This window comes from Vreelandella subglaciescola (genome assembly GCF_900142895.1).
Classification (GTDB): Bacteria; Pseudomonadota; Gammaproteobacteria; order Pseudomonadales; family Halomonadaceae; genus Vreelandella; species Vreelandella subglaciescola.
Genome location: NZ_LT670847.1, coordinates 787174 through 806815, shown reverse-complemented (window position 1 = coordinate 806815; position 19642 = coordinate 787174). Strand labels below are relative to the sequence as shown.

Here is a 19642-nt window from a genome sequence, read left to right as displayed (position 1 = left end):
CATGACGCATCTTGTACTAGACCTACGACTACTAAGCGCCCGCCTCTGAAGGTTCAGGGTCGGGCAATGCTGCGGGCATTGTCGTTAGGTGTTACACGTTGCGAGGTCGTCATGGATATCAAAGGTTTGCACTGTTTTTTATGCGAGGGTCGCGCTGCCGATCCGGTCGTCAATGTCGTCGATACGGTCTTCAACATAGCCGCCACCGTCCGCCGTGCCTCTTTCTTGAACGCCCCTTCATCCCCTGCGGTGAAGGGGCGTTTTACGTTGGTGCCCCGAGGCACCGGCTATACTTATTTTATGCCCCACCGTTTTCTTTTCTTCCAGGAGAGCCGCCATGATGTTGTCTGATCCCGCGCAAAAATACCGCCCCTTTGTCGCCGTTGACCTGCCCGATCGCCAGTGGCCGGGCAAGCGCATCGAGCAGCCGCCCATCTGGACCAGCGTCGATCTACGTGACGGCAACCAGTCGCTGATTGATCCGATGAATCAAGAGCGCAAGCAGCGCCTCTTTGACATGCTGGTAAATATTGGCTTTAAGGAAATCGAAGTGGGCTTTCCGTCGGCCTCACAAACCGATTTTGACTTCGTGCGCACGCTGATCGAGCAGGACAAGATCCCTGATGATGTGACCATCCAAGTGCTCACCCAGGCGCGCCCGCACCTGATCGAACGCAGCTTTGAGGCGCTCAAAGGCGCCAAAAACGCTATCGTCCACGTGTATAACGCCACTGACCCGATGTTTCGCCGCGTGGTGTTCAAGGTCGACAAGCAAGACTGCGTCCAGATTGCCCAAGATGCCACTCGTCAGATTCGCGACGCCATGAATGCCGCGCCGGAAACTAACTGGACGTTCCAGTACTCGCCGGAGCTTTTCACCACCACCGAGATGGATTTCGCCGTCGAGATTGTCGAAGCGGTGATGGATACCTACCAGCCGACAGCCGAGCACCGCATGATCGTCAACCTGCCGGCAACGGTGGAGTGCGCCACGCCCAACAACTACGCCGATCAGATCGAGTGGTTCTGCCGTCAGGTAAAAAACCGCGACACGCTGATTATCAGCCTGCACCCGCACAACGACCGCGGCACCGGTGTGGCGGCCGCCGAGCTTGGCCTGATGGCCGGTGCGGACCGCGTCGAAGGCACGCTGTTTGGCAACGGCGAGCGTACCGGCAACGTCGATATCGTGACCGTGGCGATGAATATGTACACCCAGGGTGTGCACCCCGCACTGGATTTCTCCAACATCACGCCGATCATGCGCGAGGTGGAGCACTGCAATCAGCTGCCGGTGCATCCGCGCCACCCTTACGTGGGCGATCTGGTGTTTACTGCCTTCTCCGGCTCGCATCAGGATGCGATCAAGAAGGGCATGACCGAGCGCCGCGAGCATCCGGATGCTATTTGGCACGTGCCGTATCTGCCCATTGATCCGCTCGACGTTGGCCGCAGCTATGAAGCGGTGATCCGCGTCAACAGCCAGTCGGGCAAGGGCGGCGTGTCCTACCTGCTGGAACAGGAGCACGGCGTTGAGCTGCCGCGTCGGCTGTCTATCGAATTCAGCCAGGTGGTGCAAGAAGTGGCCGAGCGCACCGGACGCGAAATTACCTCGCAGATGATTTATCAGGCCTTCAGCGACGAATACCTGGAGCGCAGCGAGCCCTTTGCGCTGGCCAGCCACCGCCTGTGGTCCGAGCCGGATAGCCCCAAGGTAAACCTGGAAGCCACCGTCGATATTGATGGCCAGCGTCAGACCCTGAGCGGCGAAGGCAACGGCCCGCTAGCAGCCTTTATCGGGGCGCTTGCCAGCGCCGGCCACGAGGTAGAAATCATCGACTACAACGAGCACTCACGCGGCCAGGGCGCCGATGCCGAAGCGGTGGCCTATGTCGAAGTTCGTCTCGATGGTAAAGCGATATTTGGCGTGGGCATTGATGACAGCATTACCAGCGCCTCGATGAAAGGCGTGCTCAGCGCCATCAATCGTCACCACTCCACCCAAGCACCGGCGGCCAACGTTACCTCGAACACGCTCGCCTAAGCCTTTTTCTCCTTCCTTCGTTCCTTCCCGCATAGCCGGCGCCCACGGGTGCCGGTTTTTTTATCACAGAGGACGGGTGTCAAAGCGGCGTTTTGCTCGCTTCCCCGGGTATTTCGCGCACCAGACGCGGCATCAAAAAGCCCGGCAGCTGTTGGCGAAGGCCTGCCACTAGCTCGCGCGCTTCGTCGTCGGAGACGTCGAAATGCGCCGCTCCCGCCACCGGGTCGAGCACGTGCAGGTAGTAGGGCAGCACGCGGGCGTCAAACAATCGCTCGGAAAGCGCGGCAAGCGTATCGACATCGTCGTTGACGCCGCGCAGCAGCACGCTCTGGTTCAAAAGCGTCACCCCCGCTTGCTGCAGCCGCGCGCAGGCCTCAATCACCGCCCGATCGATCTCCTGGGCGTGGTTAATGTGCAGCACCATCACGGTTTGCAGCCGCGCTTGGCCAAGCCACCCAAGCAGGGCATCATCCACGCGGTCGGGAATCACCACTGGCAGGCGGGTGTGAATCCGCAGCCGCTTGAGGTGCGCAATGCCTTCAAGCTCGCCTACCAGCCACGCCAGCTGCCTATCGCTTCCCGCCAGCGGGTCGCCGCCGGAAAAGATCGCCTCGCGGATCGATTCGTCGGCGCGCAGGTAGTTAAGCGCTTCCTGCCACTGGGCGCGGGACGGCGCGTTGTCGGCATACGGGAAGTGGCGGCGAAAGCAGTAGCGGCAGTTAACCGCGCAGTTGGGGCTTGCGATCAGCAGCACGCGGCCGTGGTATTTGTGGATCAGCCCGCGCGCGGGGCGGTGCTCGGCCTCGGCCAGCGGGTCGCTGACAAACCCCGGCGTTTCAAGCGCCTCGTTACTAAGCGGCAGCACCTGGCGCAGCAGCGGGTCGTTGGGATCATGGGGTTTGATGCGCGCCAGAAAGGCCTCGGGCACGCAGGTTTCAAACAGCGCATGGCCGGTGTGGGCGCCGGCCTGCCATAAACTGCCAAGCCCCAACCGTTCGCAGAGGGTCTGCGGGTCGCGCACCGCGCGGGAAAGCTGGCGCTGCCAGGAGGCCGCGCTGGGGGTGTCGTCGGCGTTGGCGATAATGATGTTGTCCTGCAAAAAAGCCCTCCTTCGGGTTATCATGCGGCGCACCGGTCAGGCGATCGAGCGCTGACGTTTTTGATATACGCAATCTGAGAGGCACCATGGCCAACTATTCTACCAACGAATTCAAGGGCGGTTTAAAGGTAATGCTCGACGGCGATCCGTGCTCGATTGTCGAAAACGAGCTGGTCAAACCAGGCAAAGGGCAAGCGTTCAACCGCGTGAAGCTGCGCAACCTGATGACCGGCCGCGTGGGCGAGCGCACCTTCAAGTCCGGCGAGTCGCTCGAAGGCGCCGATGTGATGGAACTGGAAATGGAATACCTCTACACCGACGGCGACATGTGGTATTTCATGCAGACCGACGGCTCCTTTGAGCAGTACGCGGTAGAAAAAAAGGCGCTGGGTGATGACGAAAAGTGGCTCAAAGAGCAGGTGCCCTACACCGTGACGCTGTGGAACGATAACGCGATTCAGATCACGCCGCCCAACTTCATCGCGCTTGAAGTGACCGAAACCGACCCCGGCCTGAAAGGCGACACCGCGCAGGGTGGCTCCAAGCCGGCGACGCTTTCCTCGGGTGCCGTAGTGCGCGTGCCGCTGTTCATCAACGAAGGCGAAGTGCTGAAAGTTGATACCCGCACCGGGGACTATGTGTCGCGCGCCTGATGAGCGACTGGGAACCCTCGGCCTCGATTGAGACGCTGCGTGCGCGGGCACAACTGTTAGCCCGCGTGCGCAGTTTTTTTGCCGAGCGCGACGTGCTGGAAGTAGAAACCCCCATGCTTGGCCAGGGCGGCAGCACCGATGTCCACCTGGCCTCGCTGTCTGCCGAGGCGCGAACGCCGGCAGGGCGCCAGCGGCTGTGGCTGCAAACCTCGCCCGAGTTTCATATGAAGAGGCTGCTGGCGGCGGGCAGCGGCGCTATATTCCAGCTGGCGAAAAGCTTTCGCGATGGCGAAGTGGGTGGCCGCCACAATATCGAATTCACCATGCTCGAGTGGTATCGCCCGGGCTTTAGCCTGACCGCGCTGATGGACGAAACCGCCGCGCTGATCCATGCCATCTTGCCCCCTTCTGTCCTATCCAAGCCGCAGGGCGCGCCCAAGCGCTACGCCTACCGCGAGCTGTTTCATACCCACCTCGATGTCGACCCGTTCACCACGTCGCTTGCGCGCCTGCGCCGGCTTGCTGCCGAGCGCGGCTTTATGCCCGCGCACGCGCTTGATGACGAGCCGCGCGATACTTGCCTGGATTTGCTCATGAGCATGGTCATCGAGCCCACCCTTGGCCAAGGCGAGCTGAGCGCCGTGGTGGACTACCCGGCCAGCCAGGCCGCACTGGCGCGCCGCCATCGCGACCGCCACGGCGACTGGGTCGCCTCGCGCTTCGAGCTTTACCTGAATGGCGTGGAGCTTGCCAACGGCTACGACGAACTGATTGATCCCGCCGAACAGCGCGCGCGCTTTGAAGCCGACAACGCCGAACGCCGCGAGGTAGGCTTTAACGAGGTCGACGTAGACACGCGCTTGGTCGCCGCCCTCGAACACGGCCTGCCAGAAGGCAGCGGCGTAGCACTAGGGATCGACCGGCTAATCCAGCTGGCGCTGGGCAAGCCGCGCCTGAGTGACGTCATTAGCTTTGATACGACACGGTGTTGAGGCAGCTAAGGTGGGTAATTTTGAATTTATGGTCCCTAAGGAATGAGACAGGTCGGTTGAAAGCTACCGTTCGATGGCACACATTGGTCCACTGACGAACTGATCAACCTGATTGAGGCTCAAGGAGGGTGCTTCAAGGGCGGCTGGTGGCAGCATCGAAAAAAATGTGGTCCCGATTTACGGATGACAACGTTCGTGCCAATGTCAAACGTGAGCTCTTTTGCTGTTCGAAAATCCCATCTATGAAAAAAATAACAGGAGGTCGAATGAGCAAAGAACAGGACAGAACCTCGCGCTATCAGGAAGGCAGCCTGACCCTACCAGGGACGGTGATGCTGGGCACCGGTGTCATGATCGGTGCCGGTATATTTGCGCTTACCGGACAAATGGCCCAGATGGCGGGAGCGCTGTTTCCGCTGGCATTTCTGGCTGCCGCAATCGTTGTTTCCTTCAGTTCCTATTCCTATATCAAAATCTCCAACGCCTACCCATCAGCGGGTGGCATCGGCATGTATCTGCATAAGGCGTACGGCGATCGTTTGGCAACGGGATTCAATGCCTTGCTGATGTATTTCTCGATGGTGATTGCCCAGAGCTTCCTGGCCCGCACGTTCGGGTCATACACCATGCAGCTGTTCGGGGGTGATGAAGGCGGGCGTATGGTGCCGATGCTGGGTGTGTCGCTTATTTTGGCGGCATTCGTGATCAACCTGCTTGGCAACCGTTGGATTCAGGGCGTTGCTTCGTTCATTGGAATTCTAAAAATTGGCGGCATTCTGGTTTTCGGGCTGGTGGGCGTATGGCTGGCCGACAGTCTTGCGGTCGATTTTTCGAGCAGTGGCGAAACCGGCGTCGTCGGCAACTTCCTCGGTGCAACGGCACTGGGCATACTGGCCTTTAAGGGTTTTACCACCATCACCAACAGCGGCTCCGAGGTGAAAGACCCGCACCGCAACGTAGGCCGCGCCATTGTGATCTCCATTGCCGCCTGCGTGGTTCTCTACACACTGGTGGGCTTTGCGGTTGCAAGCAATTTATCCCTCGCCGAAATCATCGAGACCCAGGACTACTCTCTAGCTGCGGCAGCGCGCCCGGCACTGGGTGATTACGGTCTATGGTTCACCGTAGCGATTGCCATGATGGCCACCGCTGGAGGCATCCTCGCCAGTATATTTGCAGTCTCACGCATGCTGGCCATGTTGACCGAGATGAAGCTGGTACCTCACAGCCACTTCGGTATGCCTGGCAGCATCCAGAAACACACACTCGTTTACACCGTGGTGCTGGGCTTGGTTCTGACCGCATTTTTTGACCTCTCAAGAATCGCAGCCCTAGGCATCATTTTTTATCTGATTATGGATATCTCTATTCATTGGGGGGTGCTGCGCTACCTGCATCAGGATATTAAGGCCACAAGGTGGGTGCCAGTCGTGTCGATTGTCCTGGACCTGACGATTCTGGGCGGTTTTGTCTGGGTTAAACTGAACACTGACCCCTTTGTGCTCGGTGTGGCAGTCGTCGCTATGATTGTCATCGCAGTTGCCGAACAGATGTACCTGAAATCTTCTGCCAGAAGAAAGGCTATGGAACGTGATGAGCCCCACGAACACCAGCACTAATATTCAACACGTAAGTTGGAGGGTAACCCCATGATGGAAGGGAATATGTTTGGTAGCACCATGTGGGCCGGGCATTGGCTCTGGATGCTGGTCATTGCCATTGTGGCGGTTATACCCGCTTGGCGAATCTGTCAGCGCACCGGTTTCTCGGGTTGGATGGGAATCCTGATTCTTATTCCAATGGTGAATCTGGTCTTCCTGTACTTCATTGCGTTTGCGGACTGGCCAGCAGATAAAGCAGGAGCGCGAAATGAGTGAGCACGCTGTAAAAGACCCGGTTTGCGGGATGTCGGTAGACCCCCATACGGCAGAGCATCGCAGCCAACATGCTGGCAAGACCTGGTACTTCTGCTCCGCCGGATGTCAGTCCAAGTTTGATGAGAGCTCCGAGAAACACCTCGGAGAGGAGCGCGAGCCTGCGGAACCGGTAGCCCCCGGCACCATGTACACCTGCCCAATGCACCCGGAGATTCGTCAACAGGGCCCTGGCGATTGCCCAATCTGCGGAATGGGGTTGGAGCCCGAGCAAGTAAGCCTCGACGATGGGCCGTCGGAAGAGCTTACGGATATGACGCGTCGGTTCTGGATTGGCCTGGTTCTCGCACTCCCGGTGTTTTTAATTGAAATGACGGGGCACTTTATTGGCCTTGATCACATCGTGTCGCCACAAGCCTTGAACTGGATTCAGTTAGTGCTGGCAACGCCTGTAGTCGCCTGGTGCGGCTTGCCATTCTTTGTTCGAGGCTGGAAATCAGTCGCCAACCGCAACCTGAATATGTTCACGCTAATTTCCATTGGTACCGGCGTAGCGTTGATCTATAGCCTTGTCGCCACCTTGGCTCCGCAGATTTTCCCCGATGCCTTCCGGCAGGCAGATGGTTCGGTAGCCGTGTATTTCGAGGCTGCTGCCGTCATTGTGGTGCTGGTGTTGCTTGGGCAAGTACTGGAACTTCGTGCCCGGGAGAAGACTTCGGGCGCAATTAAAGCGTTGCTGGATCTGGCCCCGGCCACAGCAAGAAAGCTGGACGATGAGGGAGGCGAGTCTGACGTCTCTCTGGATCAGGTGAAGGTCGGCGACCGTTTGCGAGTTCGCCCGGGCGATAAGGTACCGCTGGATGGAGAGATCCTGGAAGGTCGCTCCAACATCGACGAATCTCTGGTAACCGGTGAACCATTAGCCATCAGCAAGAAGACAGGCGACCAGGTGATTGGTGGCAGCATGAACCAACAAGGCAGCTTCATTATGCGAGCTGACAAAGTGGGGCGTGACACCATGCTTTCCCAGATCGTGCAGATGGTGGCCAGCGCCCAGCGCAGCCGTGCACCGATTCAGGGACTGGCCGACAAAGTGGCCGGCTGGTTTGTTCCGGTGGTCATTGTTATAGCCGTCATTGCCTTTATTGTTTGGTCAGCCTTTGGGCCAATGCCTCCAATGGCCTATGGCCTTATTGCAGCGGTGAGTGTGCTGATTATTGCTTGCCCCTGTGCTCTTGGTTTGGCGACGCCTATGTCGATCATGGTTGGCGTAGGGCGAGGTGCTCAGAATGGGGTGTTGATTCGGGATGCAGAAGCCCTTGAGCGCATGGAGAAAGTCGATACGGTAGTCGTCGATAAAACCGGCACGCTGACTGAAGGCAAACCTCAGGTAACGAAGTTGGTTCTAGCAAACGGCTTCAGTGAAGAAGATCTGATGCGATATGCAGGTGGCCTGGAGAAGGGCAGTGAGCATCCGTTGGCTCACGCTATCCTCGACAAAGCCAAAACCATGGGACTGAGCGTGCCTGACGCAGAGGATTTCGACTCGCCGAATGGCAAAGGAGTTACCGGCAAGATCGACGGAAAAGCGGTTCTGCTTGGAAATCGGCTGTTAATGGAGTCACAAAACGTCGATACCTCCGCCTTTGAGGAAGACGCAGATCGGCTTCGCAAGGACGGCGCAACGGTGATATTCGCGGCGGTGGAGGAGCAGGTCTGTGGCTTGATTGCCATTGCTGACCCGATCAAAGAAACCACTGAAGCGGCTATTACCGCACTGCAGAAGGACGGCATCCGCGTGGTCATGCTGACAGGGGACAACCAGACATCCGCCGAAGCCGTCGCCCGCAAACTCCATATTGATGAAGTGAAAGCGGAAGTGCTGCCCGAGGACAAAGCAAAGGTCGTTCAGCAACTTAAAGACGAGGGGCGGATTGTAGCGATGGCCGGAGACGGTGTGAACGATGCTCCAGCGCTGGCTACCGCAGACGTTGGTGTCGCGATGGGAACCGGGACTGACGTCGCCATCGAGAGTGCGGGCATTACACTCCTACGTGGTGACCTGATGGGTATTGTCGAAGCGCGTCATTTGTCGATAGCCACCATGCGCAACATCCGGCAAAACCTGTTTTTTGCCTTCGTCTATAACTCTGCCGGCATACCGATTGCCGCCGGGGTGCTCTACCCATTTCTCGGGATTCTCTTATCCCCGATTTTTGCTGCTGCCGCGATGTCGCTGTCTTCGGTGAGCGTCATTGCCAACGCACTCCGTTTGAGGACGGTTAAATTGGACTAAGGCAGTTAAAACTCAACAAAACTGGAGGTTTCCATGTCTTACACAATTAATCGAGTTATCAAAAACGCGGATTTCGCGGAAGTGGATGAACGAACACGCCAGGCCTTGGTCGATCGGGGCTTTGGGATTTTGACGGAAATAGACGTCAAGGCGACCATGAAAAAGAAACTAGACAAGGATATGCCCGCCTACACAATTCTCGGGGCATGTAATCCAAACATGGCTTGGGAAGCGATCGGCGTAGAGCCTCGGGTAGGTGCAATGTTGCCATGCAACGTCATTCTTCGCGAGACAACCGAGGGTGTTGAAGTCAGTGCGGTTGACCCCGTTTCATCCATGACAGCAATTGGTAATGAGCAACTCAAGGAGATTGCAGGTGAGGTGAGGGACATGCTGTCTGAAGTTATCAACGCAATCTGACGGTTGAATCGACCAGCCACAAAAATTGATGTACAACAATCGAGAGGTTGATTTGAACATAAATTCAGGCCCGATTCAGGTGGATGCTGTTTACTGTATATGTCGCAAATCAACCTTGTTAAGGAGCTTCGCTATGAAGAGTTTCACCAAAGTAATCGCAATCTCGTTGATTATGGCCACACCGGTTGTCTGGGCGCATGGTTCAGGTAGCCAGCAGGGGCCTGGTGGTATGATGACGTCCCCGGAACAGATGCAGGAAATGCAGCAGAATATGTCCCGCATGCAGGATATGACCGGCCAGATGCGGAAAGATCCCGGACAAAACCATCAAGAGCTCATGGAGGAGCATATGGAGCGCATGCAAGAGCAGATGCACATGATGCGGGACGGTATGATGGGCAGGCGAGGAATGATGAGTGGCCAGGGAATGCAGGGAAATTCGAGCCAAGACAACCCTGCGATTAAATCAGAGGACAGCATCCAATTTATGGAAAAACGCATGGATCAGATGCAGTTGATGATGGAGCAAATGTTGGAGCATCAGCAGGAACTGCAAGATCGCGCAAAGTGACTCCCTGACCATTCTTGGGGTTACCGATGAGGTGGTAACCATCCCCTAAAATCTGTGCATGCGTAGTTAGCGTTCTCCGGCCTACAATGAGGCAAACGGAGAACGACATTAAAAAATCACGCTACAGCCAGGGCCATGGCGGTGGCCACTATAATTGTTATTGCGGTTGCCGCACAGATTTTCCTGAAATCTTCAGTAAGAAAACAAGCAATGTGAGAAGGCTCACTCACACCACCATTGAAATCTATGACTTGTAAGGAAGGAAATGCCGTGATGGACGAGAACATGTTTGGTAACACCATGTGGGCTGGGCATTGGCTATGGATGCTGGTTATTGCCATTGTAGCGGTTATACCAGCCTGGCGAATCTCCCCTCTGCCAGCCTAGACATGATGTTTTCGTCTTGAGTATATTGATAACCTTTGGTTATTAACTAATAACTTTATGCCGAGGTGGCTGGTGGTGAAGCGTATTGCTGTGCTGGGCACGATCGTGCTTGGGTTGGTTTGTTCGGGATTCGCCCTGAGTGAAGAAACATCAGCCAGACCGGAAGCAGTTCCTGTTGAGCGCAGTGAACTGCAGGAGACGCTTGTGCTTGATGGTGTGATCGAGGCGGTTCAGCAGAGCACCGTGTCCGCACAGGCCAGTGGCAAAGTACAGAAGTTGCCGTTTGACGTGGATGACTCGGTGGTCGCCGGTGATCTCATCGTGCAACTGGAAAGCAGTGAGCAAAGCTCACGCGTTAGCCAGGCGCAGGGTGGCCGGGACGAAGCACGGGCAGCCTTTGCCGATGCGCAACAGCAGTTCACCCGCATTGAGGCCGTGCAAGAACGTGGTCTTGTGTCGCGACAAGAATTGGACCGGGCACAGAACACCCTTGCGGGAGCGAAAGCGCGGCTTGAGCGGGCCGAAGCAGCTGTGGCTGAAGCCCGTGAGCAGTTGAGCTATACTCGCATACTCGCACCTTACGGCGGCATATTGACCGAACGGCACGTGGAGATTGGCGAATCCGTCAGCCCCGGGCAGCCCCTGCTTAGTGGTCTTTCGCTGGAACAGCTGCGGGTTGTTGTGGACTTGCCCCAGCAGTACGCGGATCTTGCTAGGCGTGAGCGCCAGGCGCAGGTCACTCTTGCGGACGGGCGGGTGCTAAAAACCGGCGATATGACGTTTTATCCGTACGCCAACTCCGCTACTCATACTTTCCGCCTACGCATGCGCCTTGCTGAGCCCAACGGTTCTCTGTTCCCGGGCATGTTGGTCAAGGTCGGTGTTCCCGTCGCCAGCCGAGACGTACTCTGGATACCTGAAAGCAGCCTTGTTCGTCGCAGTGAATTGAGAGCCGTTTTTGTGCTGGATGATCAGGGCCGCCCGCGGTTGCGGCAGGTTCGGACCGGCATGCAGCAGGAAGGCCGCCTGGAGATCTTGGCCGGTTTGAGTGAGGGCGAACAAGTCGTGGTTTATCCTGTTGAGCTGGTTGGTACAGATCGTCTGAATCTGCCAGCTGCCGGTGTTTCTGTTGAGGAATCGGATAAGGCGGCAGGGAATTGAGTCGCGAACTGCCTCCGGTCGGCCCCTCCGGTACCATTGCCCGGATTTTTCAGGATAACCATCTGACGCCTTTGCTGGCGTTGCTGTCGATCATTCTGGGTGTGCTTGCGGTTGTCGTGACGCCGAAAGAAGAGGAGCCGCAGATAGACGTCACCATGGCGGATATCATGGTCGCCTTTCCGGGTGCCAGCACGCAGGAAGTGGAAAGCGCCATTGCGACTCCGGCCGAGCAGGTGATGAGCGAAATTGCTGGTGTTGAGCACGTGTATTCCGTCTCTAGGCAGGGCCAGGCCGTTATTACTGTGCAGTTTGAAGTCGGCATTCCACGACAGGAAGCGCTTGTCCGGCTTTACAATCAGGTCTATTCGAACCAAGACTGGCTGCCGCCGGATCTGGGCGCCTCACAACCCGTGGTCAAGCCCAAAGGCATTGATGATGTGCCGGTGATGACGCTGACCCTGTACGACCCGATTAATGGTCATACCGGCGAAGAACTCACCCGCCTGGCCCACATGTTGGAAGTGGCAATTAAGCGGGTGCCCGGAACCCGGGATGTTTACACAGTGGGCGGAGTGCCCGACCGTGTGGATATCCATTTTGATCCGGCCCTGCTTGCCGGGTTTAACCTTACCCTCAGCGATATCCGCGATGCTCTGAGAGCAGCCAACAGCAGCAGCCAGGAAGCCCGTATTACCCGCGATAATCTCTCCATTCCGGTTCAGGTTGGTACTCTGCTGGAGAACGTAGACGATGTTCGCCAGCTTGTTGTTGGTATGCACAACGGCGCGGCGGTGCATCTGGATGATGTGGCGAACGTCAGCCGTGGCGGAACGGTTGCAGATCAAAGTGTCATGACCGGCTTCGGGCCAGCGGCGGGTTCTGGCAGCGTCGGTAAGCCTGGTGATGTCTACCCGGCAGTTACACTGGCGATAGCCAAGAAACCCGGGCAAAACGCCGTGAACATCACAACCGCTATCGAAGAGCGGTTGGAGCAGATTCGCAACCGTGCCCTGCCCGAAGGTGTCGAAGTTATTGTTACCCGGGATTACGGCGAAACCGCCTCTGCCAAAGCGCAAAAGCTCATTTCTGACTTGATATCCGCCACGCTGTTCGTGGTGTTTCTGGTGCTTGTGGCCATGGGCTGGCGCCAGGCGCTGATTGTCGGTGTCGCTGTACTGATCACGCTGTTGCTGACGCTGGTGTTCTCCTGGGCCTGGGGCTTTACCCTGAACCGGGTTTCCCTGTTCGCACTGATTTTCTCTATCGGTATTCTGGTGGATGACGGCATCGTGATTACGGAAAACATCAACCGTCGGATCCGCAACTCCAACCTCCCGGTACGAGATATCATTCCTGTGGCCGTGGACGAAGTGGGCACGCCTACCATTATGGCCAGCCTTACTATTATGGCGGCCTTGCTACCCATGGCGTTCGTGACAGGTTTGATGGGTCCGTACATGAGCCCCATCCCCATTAACGCGTCTGCCGGTATGGTGCTATCCCAGATTGTTGCCTTCGTAGTTGTGCCCTGGTTGGCCTTGCGACTGCTGAAACATCAGAAAGGCGAAGCTGCGACGGAAGCGGGGGAGGCCGAAAGTTCTGCCGATGGTGTCAGCCCCATGTCCCTGAAAATCTTTGGGGGCGTCCTTACACCGTTCCTGGGTGACCATCGCTGGCGTCGCCGCCTGCTGGCGCTTGGGGTGATTCTGCTGACTCTGGCCGCTTCGTCGTTACCGGTGTTTCAGGCGGTTATCATGAAGATGCTGCCTTTCGACAATAAATCCGAACTTCAGGTTGTGGTTGATATGCCCGAGAGCACGCCGGTCGAGCAGACCCAGCGGGTGCTGATGGAAATGGGCCATTATCTGGAGAGCGTCGACGAAGTGACCAGTTGGCAGAGCTATGCGGGCACCGCTGCGCCCATTAATTTTAATGGGCTGGTGCGCCAGTATTACCTGCGTAGCGATCCATACCAGGGCGATATCCAGGTAAACCTCAGCGATGAAGATGTGCGATCCCGCCAGTCCCACGCCATTGCCCAAGCGCTGCGGGATCCGTTAACGGCCATCGGCAAGCGTTACGACGCCAGCGTGAAAATTGTTGAGGTGCCGCCGGGCCCGCCGGTGCTGTCGCCAGTGGTGGCGGAGATCTACGGCGTTGACCCTGACCAGCGCGCTGAGCTGGCTCGCTCTGTAGCGGCTGGTATGGCTGAGGTGCAGGGGCTGGTGGATATCGACACCACGCTGGAAGCGCCCACACGGCAATGGGAAATTGCAGTGGATCGCGCCCGAGCCGCCCGTCTTGGCGTATCCCAGGCCCAGGTCGTCGAAGCCTTGCAGGTGGCGCTGGGGGGCATGAACGTCAGCTTTTTACACGATGATCATGCCAAATACCCGGTACCTATTCGGGTAACGCTTGAAGACGCTGATAAGGCGCAGCCGTCGGTTCTTATGTCCCTGCAGGTGCGAAGCCGCGCCGGTAATCTGGTGCCACTGGCCAGTATCGCCCAGGTGCGCGAAGCTGACTGGATGGGCGCGATCTATCACAAGAATCTGCTGCCGGTGACCTACGTAACCGCCGATATGGCGGGGGCAATAGATTCACCGCTATACGGCATGTTTGCCATGGTGTCGAAGCTCAAGCAGCAGGAGGGCGCACCCGAACAGTTCTTTATTGACCAGCCGCCACTGCCGGAAAAAGGCACGCTCAAGTGGGACGGTGAGTGGCAGATTACCTACGAAACCTTCCGGGATATGGGCGCCGCCTACAGTGTGGGCATGTTCATGATTTTTGTGTTGCTGGTGGCGCAATTTCGCTCGTATATTCTGCCACTGGTGATTATGGCGCCCATTCCGCTGACCCTGATCGGCATCATGCCGGGCCATGCCCTGCTGGGTCGGGAATTTACCGCAACCAGCATGATAGGGATGATTGCACTTGCGGGGATTATTGTACGTAACTCCATTTTGCTGGTGGTGTTTATCCGGCAGCTTCTGGAAGAAGGTCTTGAGCTGGATAAGGCCGTGGTGTTAGCCGGTGCGGTGCGTATCAAGCCGATCGCCCTGACGGCCATCTCGGCGATGGTGGGCGCTTACTTTATTCTTAACGACCCGATCTTCAACGGCTTGGCAATTTCTCTGGTGTTCGGGCTTGCGCTTTCTACCCTGCTGACGGTTCTGGTGGTGCCACTGCTGTATTACACGCTTGCCAGACGTAGGTGGGTCTAGACATGATGTTTTGATCTGCCCATCTCAGCAGCGTGGATTATGCTGAAATGGGCACGCCCCAACACAGAGCCATAACTGAGAGGGCAGGTCAAAACATCATGTCTAGGAGTCTGCGCGGTAGGAGTGTTTTGAGCATCGGTCTTGCATGACCGGACTACTGCCAGGCCAGAATAAGGTTTGGCACGGTCAAACGGATTGAAAGCACGGTTTTCCCTGCGACCACTTGAAATGGCCCGGGGAGTCGGCAACAGGGACAACGTCCGCGCCGCCCACCCGGCAAAGGTGGCTTCAGGGCCTCTATGTCAGTCTCATCAATAAACTCATACGCCTGAGGTTGAGAGATAGACAGACCAGATCCCATTCGCCTTTTACCGCCTCCAGGCCCCGCAAACTGAACTGACGAAAGCCCAGAATGTTCTTGATCCAACCGTTCACAGCCTCGACCAGATGCTTGCGCTGAGCGTAGACCGCCCGACCCTCTGGGGTAGCAAGCTTCCGGGCCATTCGCACCCCCTTTACCTTCTCTGCGTAACGAGACATAACCGTCAATGCCTTTCTCTTCCAGGGCCTGGAAATCCGCTTCTTTACGGTAGCCCGCATCGGCCAGACACTGCTCCGGCTGGCCTCCCAGGGTTGCTTCTACCTCGTCCAGCAGTGGCACCAGACAGCCGTTATCACTGGCATTGTTGCCTTGATGGTTAGCGACGATAATCTGGAACTCGCCATCGACAGCCAACTGGCCGTTGTAACATTGCTCGAACCCGGTACGGGTTTTCATGATGCGGCTTTCGGGATCGGTAAAATTGCTCTGAGCTTTGTCGTCCGGAACGCCATAGTCCCGTTTGAAGTTCCGCCCACCGCGAGGGGATCGCCGTTCGTCATCCGGATGCCTGCCTTTTGCGTCATCGGCTTGCGCCTGCTCCGCTTCCAGCCTGGCTTTCGCTGCCCGGATCTTGCTTAACCGCGACTGGCGACGTTGTAGTTCTTCCGGCAATTCATCGCCCCGCTGGGCAGAACCAAATTGCTCGTCTTCTGCTTCATCCACAGCCCGAGCCTGACCACAAAGCTCATCCACTTCTTTCGACAAGCGGACTTCTTCCTCTTGCATACGCCCGTAGCTCATGGCCTTGTGCTTGCTGGCATTCGCCTTTACCTTGGTGCCATCAATCACTAGCGTTCCCAGACTAATCAGCTCAGCCTCCCGGGCAATCTGGATGACCTGAACAAACACCTCTCTGAAAGCACTCAAGTGCTGTTTGCGGAAATCGCACAAGGTTCGATGTCTGGGGAAATTGTCGGCAGCCAGCACGCGAAAGGCCACGTCCTCTTCGAGTTTGCGGGCAATCTTGCGAGACGAGAAAGTTCCGGTCGCGTAGGCGTAAATCAACACCTTCAGCATCATGCGCGGATCAAAAGGCGACTTGCGGCGACCGTCTCCCTCGTAGCGAGCATAAAAGGCGCTTAAGTCCAGTTCTTCGACAACGTCACTAATGAAGTAGGCCAGATGGCCTTCGGCCAGCCATTCGTTAAGACTGGGAGGCAGCAGCAACTCCTGATCTGGCGAATAAGATCGAAAACTCGTTCCCGTGACGTCTATTCCGTGGCTGGAGAAGATGAGCCTATTATGTCATAACGACGTTCCTACCGCGCAGACTCCTAGGTGCTTCCCTTCTGAATACGCTAGTTGCCGGCCCGGAGACGATCAAAATCGTTGAGAACTCGACGGACTCTGCTGCTCAGGAGTCCAGCACCCTGCGTGTGTTGCTCGGCATCAATGCACTCATGTTCGTCATAGAAATGGGGGGCGGACTGATCGCCCAATCCACCGGCCTGATCGCAGATTCACTAGACATGTTTGCTGACGCGGCGGTTTATGGCGTTGCCCTTTATGCCGTAGGGCGCAGTGCGAAAATGCAAGTACATGCCGCGCATCTAGCTGGTGTACTCCAACTGATTTTGGCTCTCGGTGTACTCATAGAAGTAGCGCGACGCTTTGTATCAGGTAGTGAGCCCGCATCGCTGATGATGATGGCCATTGCGTTCGTCGCGTTGATTGCCAATACCAGTTGCCTGCTGTTGATTTTCAAGCACCGAGAAGGCGGAGCACATATGAAGGCAAGCTGGATATTCTCGGCTAATGATGTGGTAATCAACTTGGGCGTGATAGCCGCAGGTGCCTTGGTCGCCTGGACGGGATCCAGTTACCCGGACTTGATCATCGGTGCTATCGTGGGTTTGATCGTCTTAAATGGTGCCCGGCGGATTCTGGCACTTTAAGTGCGAGACTTCCTGTCGTTACGATCATCCAGGATCGTTCGGGTTAACTTTGAAGTCGTAATACTTGACCGAGCTTCATTGTGTCCATATTCTTGGATATATGGAAACTTTAAAGGCAATAGCGAGCTTTGGTGCTCTCTCCCAAGAGACTCGATTGGAAGCATTTCGGCTTTTGGTTCGTCATGAGCCAGAAGGGCTTCCGGCTGGCGAAATCGCAAGACAACTGGGTGTACCGCACAACACGATGTCAGCACATTTATCGGTGCTTGCCCGTGCAGAGCTTGTTCTTTCCCAGCGCCAGAGTCGTTCCATCATCTATCGAGCGAACTTGAATCGGGTGCAAGAGACGATCCAATTTCTGGTCAATGATTGTTGCGCGGGCCATCCACAGGTCTGTGCGCCGCTGACATCCTCGCTGATCGCTTGCCCCGCCCAATCAGACGAGCTTTGAGACCTTATGAAATCACTGATTTATCACAACCCTGACTGCGGCACATCACGAAACACGCTGGCGATGATCAAGGCATCAGCCCGCCTAATTCACCGGGCTGAGACAGAAAAGAAGATGGCGAGCAGTTTCTCTTGTAGAATCAAGATGTTCCTGAACGAACACAATTCAAGAGGACCACTCGCCATGGGTGAAAGCTTATCCCCCTGGACCCCGTCATGCAACGGGTCCATCCGCGTCGAGCTCAGCGGCCATCGCACCACCAGCGACAGCGGTGCTTTGCTGTTGCGTGAAGCCCTCGACAACAGCGGCATGATCGATGCGCTGGACGACCATCTGGTCGATCACCGCGACCCGGATCGCGTCCGCCACTCGTTAGCCAGCCAGCTGCGTACCCTGGTGCTGCAGCGTTCGATGGGCTGGATCGACCTCAGCGATACCGATACGCTTCGCCGTGACCCGCTCTGGCAGCTAGCCTGCAGTGATGCCCGCGGGACAACGCCGTTGGCTCAGGACCGGCCATCTCAAGCGACGCTGTCGCGGCTGCTGACGTGCCTGGGCCGCGACGACAATATCGATACCGTGCATGAGGGCCTGCTGCGGCTGGCGGTCTGGCGACTGACCTCGCTGAACGGCGGCGAACGCCCCGAGCATCTGACGCTGGACATCGACGGCTTGCCGATCGACGTTCACGGCCACCAGGGCGGTTCGGCGTTTCATGGACTTTACGGGGCCAGAATATACTCGCCTTTGGTGGCCTCGCTGGCAGAGACCGGCGACATGGTGGGCGGCCTGCTGCGTGAAGGTAACGCCGGCCCAGCCGAGAATGCCGATACCTGGATCCCACATCTGGTGCGGCGACTCAACGAGAGCACCGGGGCCAAGGTCAAGGTGCGCATCGACGCCGGCTTCACCGACAACGACACGCTTGAGGCGCTGGAAGATCGCGACATCGAGTATCTGGGCCGGTTGCGCAGTCATACGGGCCTGCAGACACTGGCAGCGCCACATCTGAAGCGGCCACGCGGCCGGCCCCCCGAGCAACCTCGGGAATGGTGCCATGACCTGGCGTACCAAGCCGGTACCTGGCCGGCGCCGCGGCGCGTGGTGCTGGTGGTACAAGAGCGGCCCGATGATCTGCTGCTGCATGCCTTCTTTTTGGTCACCAATCTCGGCAAGTTCGACTGGCCGCCGGAAAAGGTCCTGGCGCTTTATCGCAAGCGCGGCAGCGCCGAAGCCCACATGGGCGAGGTGAAGTCGTCGCTCGATATGCATCTCTCCTCGACTGATCGCGGTGTCTCCACCGTCCAGGACGTCATGGCCCGCAACGAGGTAAACCTGCTGCTGACTCTCTGCGCTTATCAGGTGCTACACGGGCTGCGTTGCCTGTTGGAACGACAGACCCGGCAGGGCTGGAGCCTGAAGCGGATGCGCGAGCAGGTGCTCAAGGTGGCCGCCACGCTGACAGTGCACGCCCGGCGTATCACCGTGCACCTCGGCGATGCCGCCGACAAATGGTGGCCATCCTTACTGAAGGGGTTGCCGCGGCTGACGGCATTGACCTGACACGTCGCATTACTCAGCCTTTTCCAGCAGACAAAACGGCCACTATGGAGGCCGACGACCACGGCTGCGCCGTCACTCGAAACCAATGAACTTCAGTTATAAATATCACGGCATTGATACGATAAAGCTATGTGCTAATCGGCTACTCAGCGACCGTATGACATAAAAGCCGGTCGGTCCCGGTCACCACGGGACGTAAAACGCTCGTTCGGCGTCCTGATGAATAAGGCGGGATCAGGCGAAACGCCAGAAGTCGTCGAATATCTCAAGACCCCGCCCAGTCGTGAGCGACTGGTAGCGCTGCTTTCGATGATGCAGATAACACCTCGCGAACTCCTTCGGCGTAAGGGCACGCCTTACGATGAGTTGGGGCTCGACGATCCCGCTTTGAGCGATGATCAACTGATCGATACAATGATGGCGCACCCGATTTTGATCAATCGCCCCATCGTTGTGACTGACAAAGGGGCTCGTCTATGCCGGCCTTCCGAACGGGTACTGGATCTTCTTGAGCGCCCCGTCGAACACTTAACCAAAGAAGATGGCGAGGTGGTTCACCACCCGCGAGACGCACGATGAGCCGTTTGAATTCCTTCTCTTGGCCCGGTCGCATCGGTGCGGTCATCG

The 19642-nt window shown here is 57.2% G+C and carries 15 protein-coding genes and 2 pseudogenes; 15 read left to right on the top strand and 2 right to left on the bottom strand.

The genetic code is table 11. The features are described from left to right. The first annotated feature begins 111 nt into the window (after positions 1 to 111). Positions 112 to 351 carry a hypothetical protein gene (locus B5495_RS14575; protein WP_154045205.1) on the top strand — a complete coding sequence of 80 codons (240 nt, stop codon included), beginning with the start codon at positions 112 to 114 and terminating at the stop codon, positions 349 to 351. Next, a complete protein-coding gene (gene leuA / locus B5495_RS03770) occupies positions 338 to 2044 on the top strand; it encodes a 2-isopropylmalate synthase (protein WP_079551452.1) in 1707 nt (568 codons plus the stop codon). Before B5495_RS14575 ends, leuA begins: the two co-directional genes overlap by 14 nt. Positions 2045 to 2123: 79 nt before the next feature. On the opposite strand, the gene epmB is transcribed toward leuA, so the two are convergent. Beyond that, positions 2124 to 3143: an EF-P beta-lysylation protein EpmB gene (epmB, locus tag B5495_RS03765; RefSeq protein WP_231897222.1), complete on the bottom strand. Its 1020-nt coding sequence runs from the start codon at positions 3141 to 3143 to the stop codon at positions 2124 to 2126. 86 nt (positions 3144 to 3229) lie between these two features. Here epmB and efp point away from each other — a divergent pair, with 86 nt between their 5' ends. The 9 genes from efp (at position 3230) to B5495_RS03715 (ending at position 14724) form a co-directional block, all read left to right on the top strand. Then, complete coding sequence (gene efp, locus B5495_RS03760; RefSeq protein WP_079551448.1) at positions 3230 to 3796, top strand: elongation factor P; 567 nt, start codon at positions 3230 to 3232, stop codon at positions 3794 to 3796. Beyond that, entirely contained in the window at positions 3793 to 4788 is a 996-nt protein-coding gene (epmA, locus tag B5495_RS03755) for an EF-P lysine aminoacylase EpmA (protein WP_154045203.1), read from the top strand. The genes efp and epmA overlap by 4 nt, the downstream gene beginning before the upstream one ends. A 266-nt stretch (positions 4789 to 5054) precedes the next feature. Next, positions 5055 to 6407, top strand: coding sequence for an APC family permease (locus B5495_RS03745; protein WP_079554888.1), 1353 nt, complete (start codon positions 5055 to 5057; stop codon positions 6405 to 6407). Positions 6408 to 6437: 30 nt separating this feature from the next. Then, positions 6438 to 6665, top strand: a complete 228-nt coding sequence (locus tag B5495_RS03740; protein ID WP_079551445.1) for a hypothetical protein — start codon at positions 6438 to 6440, stop codon at positions 6663 to 6665. Further along, a complete protein-coding gene (locus B5495_RS03735) occupies positions 6658 to 8958 on the top strand; it encodes a heavy metal translocating P-type ATPase (protein WP_079551443.1) in 2301 nt (766 codons plus the stop codon). Before B5495_RS03740 ends, B5495_RS03735 begins: the two co-directional genes overlap by 8 nt. A 33-nt stretch (positions 8959 to 8991) precedes the next feature. After that, entirely contained in the window at positions 8992 to 9378 is a 387-nt protein-coding gene (locus B5495_RS03730) for a DUF302 domain-containing protein (protein ID WP_079551441.1), read from the top strand. 133 nt (positions 9379 to 9511) lie between these two features. Then, entirely contained in the window at positions 9512 to 9949 is a 438-nt protein-coding gene (locus tag B5495_RS03725) for a hypothetical protein (RefSeq protein WP_079551439.1), read from the top strand. 462 nt (positions 9950 to 10411) lie between these two features. Continuing rightward, positions 10412 to 11497, top strand: a complete 1086-nt coding sequence (locus B5495_RS03720) for an efflux RND transporter periplasmic adaptor subunit (RefSeq protein ID WP_231897221.1) — start codon at positions 10412 to 10414, stop codon at positions 11495 to 11497. Continuing rightward, complete coding sequence (locus B5495_RS03715) at positions 11494 to 14724, top strand: efflux RND transporter permease subunit (protein ID WP_079551435.1); 3231 nt, start codon at positions 11494 to 11496, stop codon at positions 14722 to 14724. The genes B5495_RS03720 and B5495_RS03715 overlap by 4 nt, the downstream gene beginning before the upstream one ends. A gap of 297 nt (positions 14725 to 15021) precedes the next feature. Here B5495_RS03715 and B5495_RS03710 read toward each other — a convergent pair. After that, positions 15022 to 16321: pseudogene (locus B5495_RS03710) on the bottom strand (IS1182 family transposase). A 53-nt stretch (positions 16322 to 16374) separates the two neighbouring features. Between B5495_RS03710 and B5495_RS03705 the strand changes: the two are divergent. The 4 genes and pseudogenes from B5495_RS03705 to arsC all read left to right on the top strand — a co-directional run. Continuing rightward, positions 16375 to 17001 (top strand): annotated as a pseudogene (locus tag B5495_RS03705) (cation efflux transmembrane domain-containing protein); the annotation flags it as partial. Positions 17002 to 17065: 64 nt separating this feature from the next. Continuing rightward, positions 17066 to 17452 (top strand): ArsR/SmtB family transcription factor, encoded by a 387-nt coding sequence (locus B5495_RS03700; protein WP_231897220.1) that lies wholly within the window; start codon positions 17066 to 17068, stop codon positions 17450 to 17452. Between the two features lie 144 nt (positions 17453 to 17596). Beyond that, positions 17597 to 19015: an IS1380 family transposase gene (locus B5495_RS03695; RefSeq protein WP_079550256.1), complete on the top strand. Its 1419-nt coding sequence runs from the start codon at positions 17597 to 17599 to the stop codon at positions 19013 to 19015. Between the two features lie 219 nt (positions 19016 to 19234). Further along, positions 19235 to 19594, top strand: coding sequence for an arsenate reductase (glutaredoxin) (gene arsC / locus B5495_RS03690; protein WP_079551429.1), 360 nt, complete (start codon positions 19235 to 19237; stop codon positions 19592 to 19594). Positions 19595 to 19642 lie beyond the last annotated feature (48 nt).